Source organism: Actinomadura sp. NPDC000929 (assembly GCF_040492065.1).
Lineage (GTDB): Bacteria > Actinomycetota > Actinomycetes > Streptosporangiales > Streptosporangiaceae > Spirillospora > Spirillospora verrucosospora.
On record NZ_JBEUPA010000107.1, the window covers coordinates 17160 to 31263 of the forward strand.

The 14104-nt window shown below is 73.7% G+C and carries 10 protein-coding genes; 5 read left to right on the forward strand and 5 right to left on the reverse strand.

Translation table 11 applies throughout. From position 1 onward, the window contains the following. Positions 1-5: 5 nt before the first annotated feature. Positions 6-1388: a xylulokinase gene (xylB, locus tag ABWI04_RS29565; protein ID WP_345176279.1), complete on the reverse strand. Its 1383-nt coding sequence runs from the start codon at positions 1386-1388 to the stop codon at positions 6-8. Positions 1389-1480: 92 nt separating this feature from the next. Between xylB and ABWI04_RS29570 the strand changes: the two genes are divergently transcribed. After that, a complete protein-coding gene (locus ABWI04_RS29570; protein ID WP_345176276.1) occupies positions 1481-2686 on the forward strand; it encodes an ROK family protein in 1206 nt (401 codons plus the stop codon). On the opposite strand, the gene ABWI04_RS29575 is transcribed toward ABWI04_RS29570, so the two are convergent. The 3 genes from ABWI04_RS29575 to ABWI04_RS29585 are packed head-to-tail and all read right to left on the reverse strand — an operon-like array spanning position 2683 to position 7582. Continuing rightward, complete coding sequence (locus tag ABWI04_RS29575; protein WP_353834499.1) at positions 2683-4206, reverse strand: glycoside hydrolase family 43 protein; 1524 nt, start codon at positions 4204-4206, stop codon at positions 2683-2685. The genes ABWI04_RS29570 and ABWI04_RS29575 overlap by 4 nt on opposite strands. Then, positions 4203-6524 (reverse strand): beta-xylosidase/alpha-l-arabinosidase, encoded by a 2322-nt coding sequence (locus ABWI04_RS29580; RefSeq protein WP_345176272.1) that lies wholly within the window; start codon positions 6522-6524, stop codon positions 4203-4205. Before ABWI04_RS29580 ends, ABWI04_RS29575 begins: the two co-directional genes overlap by 4 nt. Next, positions 6521-7582 (reverse strand): LacI family DNA-binding transcriptional regulator, encoded by a 1062-nt coding sequence (locus ABWI04_RS29585; RefSeq protein ID WP_345176360.1) that lies wholly within the window; start codon positions 7580-7582, stop codon positions 6521-6523. Before ABWI04_RS29585 ends, ABWI04_RS29580 begins: the two co-directional genes overlap by 4 nt. Positions 7583-7847: 265 nt before the next feature. Between ABWI04_RS29585 and ABWI04_RS29590 the strand changes: the two genes are divergently transcribed. The 4 genes from ABWI04_RS29590 to ABWI04_RS29605 all read left to right on the forward strand — a co-directional run bounded on the left by ABWI04_RS29590 (position 7848) and on the right by ABWI04_RS29605 (position 12161). Continuing rightward, entirely contained in the window at positions 7848-9146 is a 1299-nt protein-coding gene (locus ABWI04_RS29590) for an extracellular solute-binding protein (RefSeq protein ID WP_353834500.1), read from the forward strand. Beyond that, a complete protein-coding gene (locus ABWI04_RS29595) occupies positions 9143-10147 on the forward strand; it encodes a carbohydrate ABC transporter permease (RefSeq protein ID WP_345176267.1) in 1005 nt (334 codons plus the stop codon). Before ABWI04_RS29590 ends, ABWI04_RS29595 begins: the two co-directional genes overlap by 4 nt. Then, on the forward strand, positions 10144-10971 hold the full coding sequence (locus ABWI04_RS29600) for a carbohydrate ABC transporter permease (protein WP_353834501.1): 828 nt from the start codon (positions 10144-10146) through the stop codon (positions 10969-10971). The genes ABWI04_RS29595 and ABWI04_RS29600 overlap by 4 nt, the downstream gene beginning before the upstream one ends. Before the next feature lie 122 nt (positions 10972-11093). Further along, positions 11094-12161 carry a lytic polysaccharide monooxygenase gene (locus ABWI04_RS29605; RefSeq protein ID WP_353834502.1) on the forward strand — a complete coding sequence of 356 codons (1068 nt, stop codon included), beginning with the start codon at positions 11094-11096 and terminating at the stop codon, positions 12159-12161. A 132-nt stretch (positions 12162-12293) separates the two neighbouring features. Here the strand turns inward: ABWI04_RS29605 and ABWI04_RS29610 are convergent, their stop codons facing one another. After that, complete coding sequence (locus tag ABWI04_RS29610) at positions 12294-13988, reverse strand: glycoside hydrolase family 6 protein (RefSeq protein WP_502913183.1); 1695 nt, start codon at positions 13986-13988, stop codon at positions 12294-12296. Between the last annotated feature and the right edge of the window lie 116 nt (positions 13989-14104).

Consider the following 14104-nt stretch of genomic DNA (forward strand, 5'->3'; position numbering starts at 1 on the left):
CTCCCTCAGATCTGCGGGGCGGTGTCGCGCAGCGCCGCGTAGCGTGCGCGGACCCCGGCGTCGGTGCGGTCGGCGGTGTGCTCGGTCGCGGGCGGCGCCGGCCAGGCGGGCGGCCGGGGCGTCCCGGCCAGGGCCCAGGCCGCCTGGCGTGCGGCGCCGAGCGCGACGTACTCGGCGGGCTCGGGGACGGTCACCGGCGTCCCGAAGATCGCGGGGGCGAGGGCGCGGACGGCCTCGGCGCGGGCGCCGCCCCCGATCAGCAGGACGCGGCGCGGCCGGACGCCCTGCGCGGCGAGGTGGTCGACGGCGTCGGCGAGCGAGCACAGCAGCGCCTCCACGGCGGCCCGCGCGAGGTTCTCCCGCGTGGCGTTGGCGGTGGTGAGCCCCGCGAGCACGCCGCTGGCGTCCGGCCGGTCGGGGGTGCGCTCGCCGTCCAGGTAGGGGAGCAGCGTCAGGCCGCCCGCGCCGGGCTCGGCGGCGAGGGCCAGCGCGGACAGCTCCTCCAGCGAGGCCCCGGTCATCGCGGCGGCGGCCGACAGGATCCGCGCGGCGTTCAGCGTGCAGACCAGGGGCAGGTACCGGCCGGTGGCGTCGGCGAACCCGGCGACCAGCCCGGAGGCGTCGGCCGCGGGCTCCGAGGCGACCGCGAACGCCGTGCCGGAGGTGCCGATCGACACGACGACGTCGCCGGGCTCCAGCCCGAGCCCGAGCGCGGCGCCCATGTTGTCGCCGGTGCCGGGGCCGAGCGCCGCGCCCCAGGCCGTCTCGCCGACGCGCTCGCCGGGAGCGGCGACGCGGGGCGTCCGGGCCTCGTGCCCGAGCGCCGCGCGCAGCAGGTCCGGCAGGTACGCGCCGGTCGCGGGGGACCAGTAGCCGGTCCCGGACGCGTCCCCCCGGTCGGTCACCGGCTCGGACGCGCCGAGCCGCAGCGTCAGCCAGTCGTGCGGGAGCATGACCTGCTCGGTGCGGCGCGCGTGGCCGGGCTCGTGCTCGGCCATCCAGCGCAGCTTGGTCACCGTGAACGACGCGAGCGGCACGCTGCCGGTCCGCTCCGCCCAGGCCTTCGCGCCGCCGAGCTCCTCGACGAGGGCGCGGGCCTGCGGCGCCGAGCGCGTGTCGTTCCAGAGCAGGGCGGGCCGGACGGGCTCGCCGGCGCCGTCGAGCGCGACCATGCCGTGCTGCTGCGCGGCGACCGCCACCGCGTCGGCGCGTTCGAGCAGTTCCCTGACCTGGCCCAGCGCGCGCCACCAGTGGTCGGGGTGGCATTCGGTGCCGTCCGGATGCGGGGCGGAGGCGGCCGCGACCACGGCGCCGTCCGCGGCGCGGCACAGCACGGCCTTCGTCGACTGCGTCGAGGAGTCGACGCCCGCGACCAGGCTCTCGGGCATCCGGGTCCCGCCTTTCGTAAAGAGCTTGGACTAAATAACCTAGCAGAGGGCCTCTGCCCTGCCTATACACGTGCTTCATTTAGGGTTCTTCCATGACGAAGTCCGCCAACGCCCCCGTCCGGCACGCGACGATGCGGGAGCGGAACCTCGCCGTCGTCCTGGAGCACGTGGCCCGCCACCAGCCGGTGACGCGGGCGCGCCTGGCCGAGCTCACCGGCTTCACCAAGACGACGGTGTCCAACCTCGTCTCCCTGCTGGAGGGCGCGGGCCTGGTGCGGGACGGCGCGCCGGTGCGCGAGGGGGAGCGCGGACGTCCCGGCGTGGGCGTGTCCGTCCACGGCGACGGCGCGGCCGGGCTCGGCCTGGAGGTCAACGTCGACTACCTCGCCGCCTGCGTCCTCGACCTCGCCAAGCAGGTCCGCTACCGGCACGTCGTCAGCTCCGACAACCGCGGGCGCGAGCCCGGCGCCGTGCTCGCCGCGCTGTCCGCGCTGGCGGGCGAGGCGGTCGCCGCGGCCGCCGGGCAGGGCCTGACCGTCGCCGGCGCCGCGGTCGCCCTGCCCGGCCTGCTCGACCGCGAGAACGGGGTGGTGCGGCACGCCCCGAACCTCGGCTGGACGGACGTCCCCGTCACCGGCGCCCCCGGCCTCGCCACGGCGCTGCCCGCCGAGTACGACAACGAGGCCAACCTCGCCGCCCTGGGCGAGCTGTGGTTCGGCGGCGGCGCCCGGTTCGGCGACTTCGTGCACGTCTCGGGCGAGATCGGGATCGGCGCCGGCATCGTCGTGGACGGGCGGGTCTTCCGCGGCGCGCACGGCTTCGCGGGCGAGCTCGGGCATCTGGTCGCCGACCCGTCCGGCCCCGCCTGCTCCTGCGGCGGGCGCGGCTGCCTGGAGCAGATCGCCGGGCAGGAGGCGATGCTGCGCGCGGCGGGCCTGCCGGTGACGCGGCCGGCCGCCGGGCCCGAGGGCTCGGTGGGCCGGCTGGTCGACCGGCTGAGCGGCGGCGACGCGGCGGCGCTCGACGCGGTGGCCCGGGCGGGCCGCGCGCTCGGTGGCGCGCTGGCCTCGGCCGTCAACCTGATCGACCCGGACACCATCGTGCTCGGCGGGGTGTTCTCCCCGCTGGCCGCCTGGATCCGGCCCCCGCTGGAGGGCGTCCTCGCGGAGGGGCCGGGCTCGCTGCGGCGCGGCGTGCCTCCGGTCGAGGTGTCCGGCCTGGCGGAGGGCGCCGCGGTCCTCGGCGCCGCGGGCCTCGTCGTGGAACGCGTGATCGCCGACCCCGCGCTGCTCCTCTAGAGCGGGCGGTACTCGAACCAGGCGAAGTCGGCGTGGCCGCCGCCCGTCCGGCCGTTGGACGTGGCGTAGAGGCCGATGTAGGCGCCGGTGAAACCGCCTGCGACCTGGCTGCTGAGGTCGTCGCCGTCCACCAGGGGACCGAACGGAGTCCACTCGCCCGGCGCCGCGCCGTAGTACGCCTGGTACCAGCGTCCGTGCGCCTCGAAGCCCAGCCGGACGGGCCCCGAGACGCGAGGACCCGCGGCGAGCACGGTCTCGTTCCCGCGCTCTCGTCCGACCAGGCGCAGCCCCTGGCTCGTGGACACGAGCAGGACGTGGAAGTCGCTGTTCTGCACGAGGGCGAGCCCGGCCCGCTCCTCACCGGCCGGGGCGAAGTCGAGCGAGGTGAACGCGGCGAAGGCGTGGTGCTGCTGGCGGCGTCCGAGGAACGACGGGTTGGCCGCGTCCGCGAGGGTCTCCGGACGGGCGCGCAACCGCAGGTGCCCGGGGCGCTCCGTCAGGCTCCACCAGCGTTCCCGGGGCGTCCGCAGCATGTTCCAGGCAGGGCCCAGTTCGGGCTCGTCGAAGTGGTCGCACGCCGGGGCGGCCGGCCACGGCTGCGGCGCCAGCATCGGGGCGGCGTGGCGCGGCTCGATGCGCCCGCCGGTGACCGGCCAGCCGTCCTCCCAGGTGACCCGGGTCAGGAACGCCTCCCGGCCGAGGGCGCACCGGTCGCGGTGGTGCGGGCGCATCGCGAGCAGCACCATCCACCATTCGCCGTCGGGCGTGTCCACGAGGTCGGCGTGCCCGGCCCCGACGATCGGATGCCCGGCGCCGAGGTCGCGGTGCGTCAGCACCGGGTTGCGCGGGTTCCCCTCGTAGGGGCCCGTGACGTCGTCGGCGCGGGCGACCATCACGGCGTGGTCGCGGGCGGTGCCGCCCTCGGCCGTGAGCAGCACGTACCGGCCGCCGATCTTGTAGAGGTGGGAGCCCTCGGACCAGATCGCCCCCTTCACCGCGCCGTCCCAGATCACGTGCTCCTCGCCGGTCAGGGCGAGGGCGGACGGGTCGAACTCGCGCAGCCAGATCTCGGTGTGGCCCTCGTAGCGTCCGGTCGGCCGGGTGCCGGTGCACCACGCGCGGCCGTCGTCGTCGAAGAACAGGGACGGGTCGATGCCGTCGCCGTCCAGGCGGTGCGCGTCCGACCACGGCCCGGCGGGATCGGACGCCGTCATCACGAAGTGCCCGGACCAGCGCGTCCCGTCCACCAGCGTGCAGACCAGGTAGAAGGTGCCGTTGTGATGGCGCAGCGTCGGCGCGTACAGGCCGCCCGACGCCGGGACGCCGTCCAGCGGCAGCTGCCCGGCCCGGTCCAGCGCGTGCCCGATCTGACGCCAGTGCACGAGATCGCGGCTGTGGAAGACCGGCAGTCCGGGGAACCACTCGAAGGTGGACGTCACGAGGTAGAAGTCGTCGCCCACGCGGCAGACCGTCGGGTCGGGATGGCAGCCTGGCAGGATCGGGTTGTCGAAAGCGATCACAGCGGCGTCACCTCCACCGGGACGGTGAGGACCCGGTCCGGGCCGAGCTCGCGGACGGGCCCGTCGAGCGTGAACGCGCCGCGCAGCGGCAGGTCGGCGCTCGACCGTCCCACGCAGACCTCGACGACGCCGGGCTCGACGATGCGCCGCAGGTCCGGGCCGGTGAAGGAGGTCCGGTCGGCGTGCACCCGGAACGCGACCCGCGCGGCCTCGCCCGGCTCCAGCCGGACCCTGGCCCATCCGGCGAGCCAGCGGGCGGGCCGCACCACCGAGGCCACCGGGTCGGACAGGTACAGCTGCGCCACCTCCGTCCCGGCGCGCCCCCCGGTGTTCCGGACGACCGCGCTGACCGTCACCGTCCCGTCGGTCGCCGCCCGTTCGTCCACGCGCAGGTCCTCGTACTCGAACGACGTCCAGGTCAGGCCGTGGCCGAACGGGTAGAGGGGGACGGGGTCGACCGCGCTCCAGTCGTGCCCGCCGTCCATCAGCGACCGCAGGTAGGTGACCGGCGGGCCGGACGCGCGCCGGGGCACGCTGATCGGCATCCGCCCCGACGGCTCGACGCGGCCCGACAGGATCCCCGCGACGGCCCCGCCGCCCTCCTCGCCGGGGAAGAACGCCTGCACGACGGCGGCGGCCCGGTCGGCGAGGGCCTCGATCGCGTAGGGGCGCCCGGTCAGCATCACGATGACCGTGGGCGTGCCGGTGTCCAGGACGGCGGCGGCCAGCTCGGCCTGCCGTCCCGGCAGCGCGAGCGTCTCGGCGTCGCAGCCCTCGCCGGACGTGCCGCGGCCGAAGAGCCCCGCCCGGTCGCCGAGGGCGAGCACGCACACCTCGGCCTCGCGCGCCGCCGCGACCGCGGCCTCGATGTCGGCGTCCTCGGCGACGAACACGTCGCCCGAGCCCGCGACCCGCACGCCGGGCAGCTCGGCGCGCAGCGCGTCCGCCAGCGTCGGGATCCGCACGCCGAGCGGCATCTCCGGATGCCGGCGGCCGACGTGGCTCGGGAACGTGTAGCAGCCCAGCATCGCGAACGGGTCGTCCGCCAGCGGCCCCGCCAGCACCACCCCCTCGCCGGAGCGCAGCGGAAGCACGCCGTCGTTCGCCAGCAGGACGACCGACTCCTCGGCCAGCCGCCGCGCCAGCGCCCTGTGCTCCGGAGGGTCGAAGTCGAGCTCCGCTCCCTCGTCCGGGACGGGCGCGCCGTCCAGCAGGCCGAGTTCGGCCTTCAGCGCCAGGACGCGACCGGCGGCGCGGTCGAGCAGTTCCTCGGGCACGTCGCCCCGCCGGACCATCTCGATCAGCGGTGCGCCGTAGCAGCGGACGGTCGGCAGCTCCATGTCGATCCCGGCGCGCAGCGCCAGCGCGGCGGCCTCGCCCCGCGATCCGGCCACCCGGTGCCGGCTCTCCAGGAACGAGATGCCGAAGTAGTCGGCGACGACGACGCCCGCGAAACCCAGCCGCTCGCGCAGCAGGCCGGTCAGCAGGCGCTCGTCGGCCGCGGCGGGCATCCCGTCCACGTCGGTGTAGGAGTGCATGACCGAGCGGGCGCCGCCGTCGCGCAGCGCCATCACGAACGGCTCCAGCACGACGTCGGCGAACTCGCGCGGGCCGATCGGCGTCGGCGCCATGTTCCGGCCGGCGCGGGAGGCGGAGTAGCCGGCGAAGTGCTTGAGCGTGGTGACGATGCCGGATCGTTCCAAGGCCCTCACGTAGGCCGTGCCGAGGACCCCGACGAGGTACGGGTCCTCGCCGATGCACTCCTCCGTGCGGCCCCAGCGGGCGTCGCGGACGACGTCGAGCACCGGCGCGAGGCCCTGGTGGACGCCCGCCGCCCGCAGGCTCGCGCCGATCGCCGCGGCCATCTCGCCGACCAGGTCGGGGTCGAAGGTGGCGCCCCACGCGGGCGGGCTGGGGAACACGGTGGCGCCCCACGTCATGAAGCCGTTGAGGCACTCCTCGTGCGCGATCGCCGGGAGGCCGAACCGGTTGGCGGCGGCCACCCGGCCCTGCAGCTCGCGGAGCCGGGCGGCGCCCTCGGCGGCCGCGACCGGGAGGGTGCCGAACACGCGGGTGAGCTGGCCGAGACCGCAGTCCAGGATCTCCTCCAGGCGCGGGGCGGTCTCGTGGGAGTCGTCCTCCATCGGCGCCACCGGCTCGCCCGGCTCGGCCGGCATCGCCCAGAAGCCGGCGAGCTGCCCCGCCTTCTCCTCGGGGGTCATCCGGGCCAGCAGGCCGGCGACCCGCTCGGCGACCGGCAGCCCGGGATCCTGCCAGGGCCCGCGGATCGCGCTCGGGGCCGGGACGGCTTCGGTCATCGCTCCTCCGTGGGGGACGGCGGTGTGCGGGACGGCGGGGCGGAGGGCGGCGGCGCGGTGGAGGCGCGCACGCGCAGGTCGGTGGCCAGCTCCACGCGGGGGGTCAGCGGCGGCCGCCCGTCCAGCAGCTGGAGCAGGGTGCGGGCCGCGACGCGGCCCATCTCCTCCAGCGGCTGACGGACGGTCGTCAGCGGCGGAGACAGCCACTCGCAGGTCGGCAGGTCGTCGAAGCCGACGACGCTCAGGTCCTCGGGGATGCGCAGCCCGGCGAGCCGGGCCGCCTGGTAGGCGCCCATGGCCTGCTCGTCGCTGCCCGCGAAGACCGCGGTGGGCGGCTCGGGCAGCGCGAGCAGCTCGCGGGTGCGGGCGTACCCGCCCTGGTGGTGGAAGTCGCCGTACCGGACGAGCTCCCGGTCGACCTCGATCCCGGCCCGCTCCAGGGCCGTCCGGTAGCCGTCGACCCGGGCCTGCGTGCAGAGCATGTCGGCGGGCCCGCCGATCATCGCGATGCGGCGGTGGCCGAGCCCGATCAGGTGCTCGGTCGCGGCGAGCCCGCCGGCCCAGTTGGTGGCGCCGACGCTGGCGATCTCGGTGTCCGGCAGGTTCACCGGGTCGACCAGGACGAGCCCGACGCCGGCCCGCTCCAGCTGCTCGCGCTGGCGCCGCGTCATCCGGGACGTCACCAGGATCACCCCGTCGCTGTGGTGCAGCGCGGGCAGGTTCTGCCAGCTCGGCGGGCGGGCGTCGTCCTCGCGCACCAGCGAGACGACGACGCCGGTGCCGTGCTCGGCGCACTCGGCCTCCACCCCGCGCAGGATCTCCACCGCCCACGGGCTGTCCAGACCGGCCAGGACCAGGTCGATCAGCCCGGACCTGCGGGCGCGCCGGGACCCGCCGGGCCCCGGATAGTTGTGGGTGCGCAGCAGCGCCTCCACGCGCTCGCGGGTCGCGGCGGCCACGTCGGTGCGGCCGTTGAGGACCTTGGAGACCGTGGCGGGGGACACCCCCGCCTCGGAGGCGATCAGCGCCAGGGTCGGCCGGGACGGGGGGTCCGGCATCTCGTCGGTGGTGCGCACGGGCACGCTTCTCTCCTCCCCGAGGAAACGATTGCGAACAGTATCGCAATGTTTCGCGCTCTCCTAGCCCCCGTCCACGCCTTCTCGGACGTTCGATTTCGGTCACTCGCCGCAGAAGCCTTGACCGTGAGGGGGCCCTTTCTTAGAGTTCCACGGCAACGGCAAGCCCGAAGATTTTCGAAATGTTTCGAAGAGCGGTCCCGCCCCGCCGCTCCAGGCCGAGCCACCCCCGATCCAGGAGGCCATCATGGGCATCCCACCGCTGTCGCGCCGTTCCCTCCTCACCGCAGTCTCCGCGGGCGCCGTGCTGGCCGCCGCCGCGCCCCTGGTCGCCGCCTGCGGCGACGGCGGTTCCGGGTCGGGAGGGAAGGTGACCGTCGAGTGGATGGACATCGCGACCACCGAACCGTCCAAGTCGCTCTATCCGCAGATCGCCAAGGCCTACGAGGCGTCGCACCCGAACGTGAGGATCAAGCTCACCAACCTGGAGAACGAGGCCTACAAGTCGAAGATGACCGCGCTGGTCGCCTCGGGGAAGCTGCCGGACGTCTTCGTGACCTGGGGCGGCGGCGTGCTCAAGCAGCAGATCGACGCGGGGCTGGTGAAGGACCTCACCTCGGACGGGGCGAGCCTGCTCGGCACCATCACCCCGGTGTCGCAGAAGGCGTACCAGTTCGACGGCAAGACCTACGCCGTCCCGTACGACATGGGCATGGTGGGCTTCTGGTACAACAAGCGGCACTTCGCCAAGGCCGGGATCAAGGGCACCCCCAAGACCTGGGCGGAGTTCCTGGACGCCGTCCGCAAGCTCAAGGGCGCCGGTGTCGCCCCCATCGCGCTGGCCGGGAAGGACAAGTGGCCCGGCCACTACTACTGGGCCTACCTCGCGATGCGCGTCGGCGGCATGACCGCGCTGGAGCAGGCCGCCAAGTCGAACGACTTCACCGGCCCGGCGTTCGTCCAGGCCGGGCAGCACCTCAAGGAACTGGTCGACCTCCAGCCCTTCCAGAGCGGCTTCCAGAACGCCGGCTATGACGCGCCGGGCGGCCAGGCCGCCACCATGGGCGCGGGGAAGGCCGGCATGGAGCTGATGGGGCAGTGGGCGCCCTCGGTGGAGAAGGACGCCTCCGGCAAGGGCATCGGCGACGACCTCGGCTGGTTCCCCTTCCCGACCGTCGACGGAGGCCAGGGAGCCGTCACCGACGTGTTCGGCGGCGGCAACGGCCACGCGCTCAGCAAGGACGCCCCCAAGGAGGCGCTGGACTTCCTGACGTTCCTGATGAACGGCGAGAACGAGCGCAAGCTCGTCTCCTCGGGCGCCTTCATGCCGGTCGTCAAGGGAGCCGAGAGCGCGCTGGACGACCCGAACCGCAAGCAGGTCGCGCAGGCGCTGGACGGCTCCAGCGGGTTCCAGCTCTACCTGGACCAGGCCTTCCCGCCCGCCGTCGGGCAGCAGGTCAACGACAGCGTCGCGGCCCTCGTCGGCGGCAAGGGGACCCCGGAAGAGGTCGCCCAGCAGGTGACCAAGGCGGCCAAGAGCCAATGACCCACACGATCCGGGGCTCCGCCACGACCGGCGACCGGCCGCGGCCCGCCGTGCGGGCCCCGCGGGGGCGGGCCCGCGGCGCGCCGACGGGGCGGCGGCTGCGCGGCTGGATGTCCGCCACCTGGTTCCTCCTCCCGGCGCTGCTGCTGTTCCTCTTCTTCGTGCTGATCCCGATCTTCGTCGCGTTCTACACGAGCTTCTTCACCTGGGGCGGCTTCGGCCGGCCGGAGGACTTCGCCGGCCTGGACAACTACCGGAAGCTGGCCGGCGACCCCGTCTTCCGCGGCGACCTGTGGCGCGGCCTGGTCATGGTCATCCTGTCGATCGCCGTCCAGCTGCCGATCGCGCTCGGCACGGCCGTCCTGCTCAACCAGCGGATGCGCGGCCGCGCGGTCTACCGGGCGGTCTTCTTCGCGCCCTACATCCTGTCCGAGGTGATCGCCGGAGTGCTGTTCGGCATCATCTTCCTGCCGGGCACCGGGCTCGCCGACACGCTCGTCGGGGACCTGCCCCTCGTCGGCGGCCTCGCCGGCCGGTGGTTCTCCGACCCGGACACCGCGCTGCCCACCCTGTTCGCCGTCATGACCTGGAAGTACTTCGGCTTCCACATGATGATCTACCTCGCCGGGCTGCAGGGCGTCCCCGCCGAGGTGCTGGAGGCGGCCTCGATCGACGGGGCCGGGCCGTGGCGGCGGTTCCGCGGCGTCACGCTGCCGCTGCTCGCGCCGACGCTGCGGATCAGCGTGTTCCTGTCCGTCATCGGCTCGATCCAGTTGTTCGACCTCGTGTGGGTCATCACGACCGGCGGGCCGACGCATTCCACGGAGACGATGGCCGTCACCATGTTCCAGTTCGGGTTCAAGCGGTACCAGATGGGCTACGCGAGCGCGATCAGCGTGGCCATGTTCCTCATCAGCATGGTCTTCTCCCTGCTCTACCAGCGCTATGCGCTGCGCCGCGACCTGCAGGGCGCCGTCACCTCCGCGGGAGGCCGCCCATGAGGGCGGGCCTCGCGCGCAGCGCGTCCCGGCACACCCTGGTGTGGGTGCTCGGCTCCTTCATCGTCGTGCCGCTGCTGTACGCGGTCGTCTCCGGCTTCAAGACCACGGGCGACCTCACCACGGATCCGGTCGGGCTGCCCTCGCCCTGGAAGACGTCGAACTACACCGGCATCCTGTCGTCCGGCGACTTCTGGCGGCAGCTCGGCAACAGCGTGATGATCGCCGTCGCCACCACGCTGCTCACGGTCGCGGCGGCGGCGCTCGCGGCCTTCGCGTTCGCCCGCTACGCCTTCCGTGGCCGCGAGTTCTTCTTCACGCTGTTCGCGGCCGGCCTGATGTTCCCGCCGGCGGTGGCGGTGCTGCCGCTGTTCGTCCTGCTGCGATCGTTCGGGCTGCTGGACAACCCGCTCGGCGTCATCCTGCCGCAGGCCGCGTTCGCGCTGCCCATCACGATCATCATCCTGCGCTCGTTCTTCCGGACGATCCCGGCGGAGCTGGAGGAGGCGGCGATCATGGACGGCTGCACCCGGTTCGGGTTCTTCTGGCGCATCCTGCTGCCGATGGCGCGGCCCGCCCTCGGCACCGTGTCGGTCCTGGCCATCGTGACGAGCTGGAACAACTTCTTCCTCCCGCTGCTGGTGCTGGCCGATCCGAAATGGCAGACGATTCCCGTGGGCATCCAGCAGTTCCAGGGGCAGTACTCGACGAACTACGCGCTCGTCATCGCCTACATCGTGCTGGCGCTGGCGCCCGCCATCGCCTTCTACGCGGTGGCCGAGCGCCAGCTGATCGGAGGGCTCACCGCGGGCGCGACGAAGGGCTGAGCCCCGCCTCCGCGCCCGCGCCCCCGGCGGCCGATGAAAGCCTGAAAGGCCCGTTCACGAGCCCTGCGAGGCGGAGTTAGCGTCCGCTGGACAGCACTCTCTGGCCCGGTGACGGGAGGAACATGGGCAAGCGAAGACGAAGGGCACTGGCCGCGGGGGCGGTGCTCGGCCCCGCGATGATCGCCGGCGCGCTGCTGACGGCCGCGCCGGCGTCCGCGCACGGCGCGATGATGGTGCCCGGCAGCCGCACCTACCTGTGCTGGAAGGACGGCCTGAGCCCGACCGGGCAGATCGTCCCGCACAACCCGGCCTGCGCGGCGGCGGTCGCGCAGAGCGGCCCCAACTCGCTCTACAACTGGTTCGCCGTCCTGCGCTCGGACGGGGCGGGCCGCACCCGCGGCTTCATCCCCGACGGGAAGCTGTGCAGCGGGGGCGCGGTCGTCTACGACTTCGGCGGCTACGACCTCGCCCGCGACGACTGGCCGGTCACGCACCTGACCTCCGGCGCCGACATCGAGTTCCGGTACAACAAGTGGGCGGCCCATCCCGGAACGTTCCGCACCTACGTCACGAAGGACAGCTGGAGCCCGACCAGGCCCCTCAGCTGGGACGACCTGGAGGACCAGCCGTTCTACAGCGTCACCGACCCGCCGAGCGTCGGCTCGCCCGGCAGCGAGGACGCCTACTACCACTGGAACGCGAAGCTGCCGTCCGGCAAGAGCGGCCGCCACCTCCTGTACACGGTGTGGCAGCGCTCGGACAGCAACGAGACGTTCTACGGCTGCTCCGACGTGGTCTTCGACGGAGGCAACGGCGAGGTGACGGGCGTCGGCGAGGACGGCGGCGGCCCGACCGACCCGCCGACCGACCCGCCCGGCGACCCGGGCAAGGTCTGCAAGGCCGGGTACCGCTCCGTCGGCAGCTGGAACGGCGGCTACCAGGGCGAGATCACCGTCACCAACACCGGCACGCTCCCGTTGGCCGGCTGGATGGCCCACTTCACCTTCGCCAACGGCGAGACCGTCGACAGCCTCTGGAACGGCGGCTTCACGCAGTCCGGTCCAGACGTCACGGTCAAGAACGCGAACTACAACGGCGCTCTCGCCGTGGGGGCGTCGACCACGTTCGGGTTCACGGTGAAGGCCCCGGGCTCGCCGACCGCGCTCGAACCGCACTGCATGACTTCCTGAGGCCCGGGAAGAACGCGGCCCGCGGCGTCCGACAGGGGGGCGCCGCGGGCCGTTCCCTTTCGGGGCCCGCCTCCAGGACGGAAGAGGCCCCGTGACCGGAGCGGGTCACGGGGCCGTTTCCGTGGTGGCCGGTTACCGGACGGGCGGGTTGGCGTTCTTGAGCAGCTCCTGGAACTGGGCGGAGAACCAGTGCCCGGACAGCGGGGCGTCCGCCAGCGCGCCGCTCATGTTGTTGTTGTTGCGCGGGTTGCCGGTGTACGTGGGGTCGCACATCCGGTCGAAGCCCTTGCCCTCGTCGTTCGGGATCTCCTTACTGGCGCCGTCCGACTCACCCGGGGGCTTCATCCACACGTAGGCGTCGATGCCCGCGGCGGGGGCCGCCTTGGGCCGCTCGCCGAGGCCCGCGCCCGCCTGGTTGCACCAGTTGCCGAGGTGGATGCGCCGGTCGGTCCGGCTGCCGTCCACGTAGGCGTCCACGCTGGTCTTCGGGCCGGGACCGGTCGGGCGGTTCGCGCCGCCCCAGCCGTTGCGGCTCGTGTCGATGAGCATGCCGATGCCCGAGTCGAACCCGTCCTTGACGAGTTCCTGCCGGAACGCCTGCGCGTAGGAGAGCTCGTCGACGTACCGGTTCCAGTCGACCCACTTGGACTGCCGGACGGACGTGCCGTTCACGGTGTCGTTGATGGTGAAGTAGGGCTCCTGCAGGGCCCCGTAGTTGGCGGTGTTGGTGATGAACCCGGCGACGTTGTTCTTGGAGCCGGACGCCTGCGCGACGGTCGCGAGCAGCTGCGCGGTCGGGCCGAAGTTGTCGTCCCAGCCGATCCAGCCGTGGTGGCCCACGTCGAGGTAGTTGTAGACGTTGGAGATGGCGCCGAGCTTCTGCAGCGCGTAGGCGATGCCCTTCTCGTAGTTGCCGTTGGCCTTCATCGTGTCGCAGGCGGGGGTGGCCGTCGGCCGGCCCCCGGCGTTGGTGATGAGGTTCGGCAGCGAGTCGATCTCCACGACCGTGACGATCCGCAGGCCCGCGTACTTCGCGTCGCCGAGGATCTGCGCGATCGGGTCGATGAACTGCGTCTTGTACTTGTCGAGGTCGTTCGGCCCGAGTTCGCCGTTGGAGGCCAGCGCGGAGCAGTCACGCCCGGGCAGGTCGTAGACGACGAGCTGGACCACACCGGCGCCCTGGTCGAGGGCCTTGTCGAGGTGGGCGCGCAGGCCCATGGAGCCGTTCGCCCCCTGGATCGCGGCGATCCTGTCCAGCCACACGCCGGTCGGCTGGCCGGAGACAGCGCTGCCGCCCGGCTCGGCCGCGGCCTTGGCCGACCACTCGGGGTTCACGTACGCCTTCACCCCGGCGTAGGGGTTGTCGACGCGGTTGCCCGGAGGCGGATCGGTGGGCGGGTCCGTGGGCGGGTCGGTCGGTCCCGCCGACCCGGTGCAGACGGTCCCGTTCAGCTTGAACTGGGCGGGCGCCTGGTTGGCGCCGGAGTAGGTGCCCTGGAAGCCGGGGTTGGCCGTCGCGTTGGTCGCCAGCGTCTGGGCCCAGCTCGGGCTCTTCACGGTGACGTGCTTGCCGGACTGGGCGAACGTCCCGTTCCAGCCCGAGGTCACCTGCTGGTTGCCGGCGAAGTCCCACTCCAGCGTCCAGCCGCCGCTGATCGGGTCGCCGAGGTTGGTGACCGTCACGGAGGCGGTGAAGCCCGTGCCCCAGTCGTTCGTCGTGTAGTCGACCTTGCAGCCGGCGGCCGCGCTGGCCTGGGCCTGGGCCAGCGCGACCGTGCCTGAGGCGAGCAGCAGGGCCGCCGAGGCGGCCGCCGTGCCGCGGCGCAGGGCGCCGCGGCCGCCCCCCGCGGGGGGGGGTTTGGGGGGGGGGGCGCCGGGGGGGGGGGGGGGGGGGGCTTGGAGTGGGTGAGGGGGGGGGGCGCAGGCGGGGGGGCCGTCCGGCG

What these genes read in the sequence shown, in the direction of transcription:
- ABWI04_RS29590 (WP_353834500.1), top strand. Translation starts at nt 7,848, where the DNA reads ATGGGCATCCCACCGCTGTCGCGCCGTTCCCTCCTCACCGCAGTCTCC.
- xylB (WP_345176279.1), bottom strand. Translation starts at nt 1,388, where the DNA reads ATGCCCGAGAGCCTGGTCGCGGGCGTCGACTCCTCGACGCAGTCGACG.
- ABWI04_RS29600 (WP_353834501.1), top strand. Translation starts at nt 10,144, where the DNA reads ATGAGGGCGGGCCTCGCGCGCAGCGCGTCCCGGCACACCCTGGTGTGG.
- ABWI04_RS29605 (WP_353834502.1), top strand. Translation starts at nt 11,094, where the DNA reads ATGGGCAAGCGAAGACGAAGGGCACTGGCCGCGGGGGCGGTGCTCGGC.
- ABWI04_RS29580 (WP_345176272.1), bottom strand. Translation starts at nt 6,524, where the DNA reads ATGACCGAAGCCGTCCCGGCCCCGAGCGCGATCCGCGGGCCCTGGCAG.
- ABWI04_RS29570 (WP_345176276.1), top strand. Translation starts at nt 1,481, where the DNA reads ATGACGAAGTCCGCCAACGCCCCCGTCCGGCACGCGACGATGCGGGAG.
- ABWI04_RS29595 (WP_345176267.1), top strand. Translation starts at nt 9,143, where the DNA reads ATGACCCACACGATCCGGGGCTCCGCCACGACCGGCGACCGGCCGCGG.
- ABWI04_RS29585 (WP_345176360.1), bottom strand. Translation starts at nt 7,582, where the DNA reads ATGCCGGACCCCCCGTCCCGGCCGACCCTGGCGCTGATCGCCTCCGAG.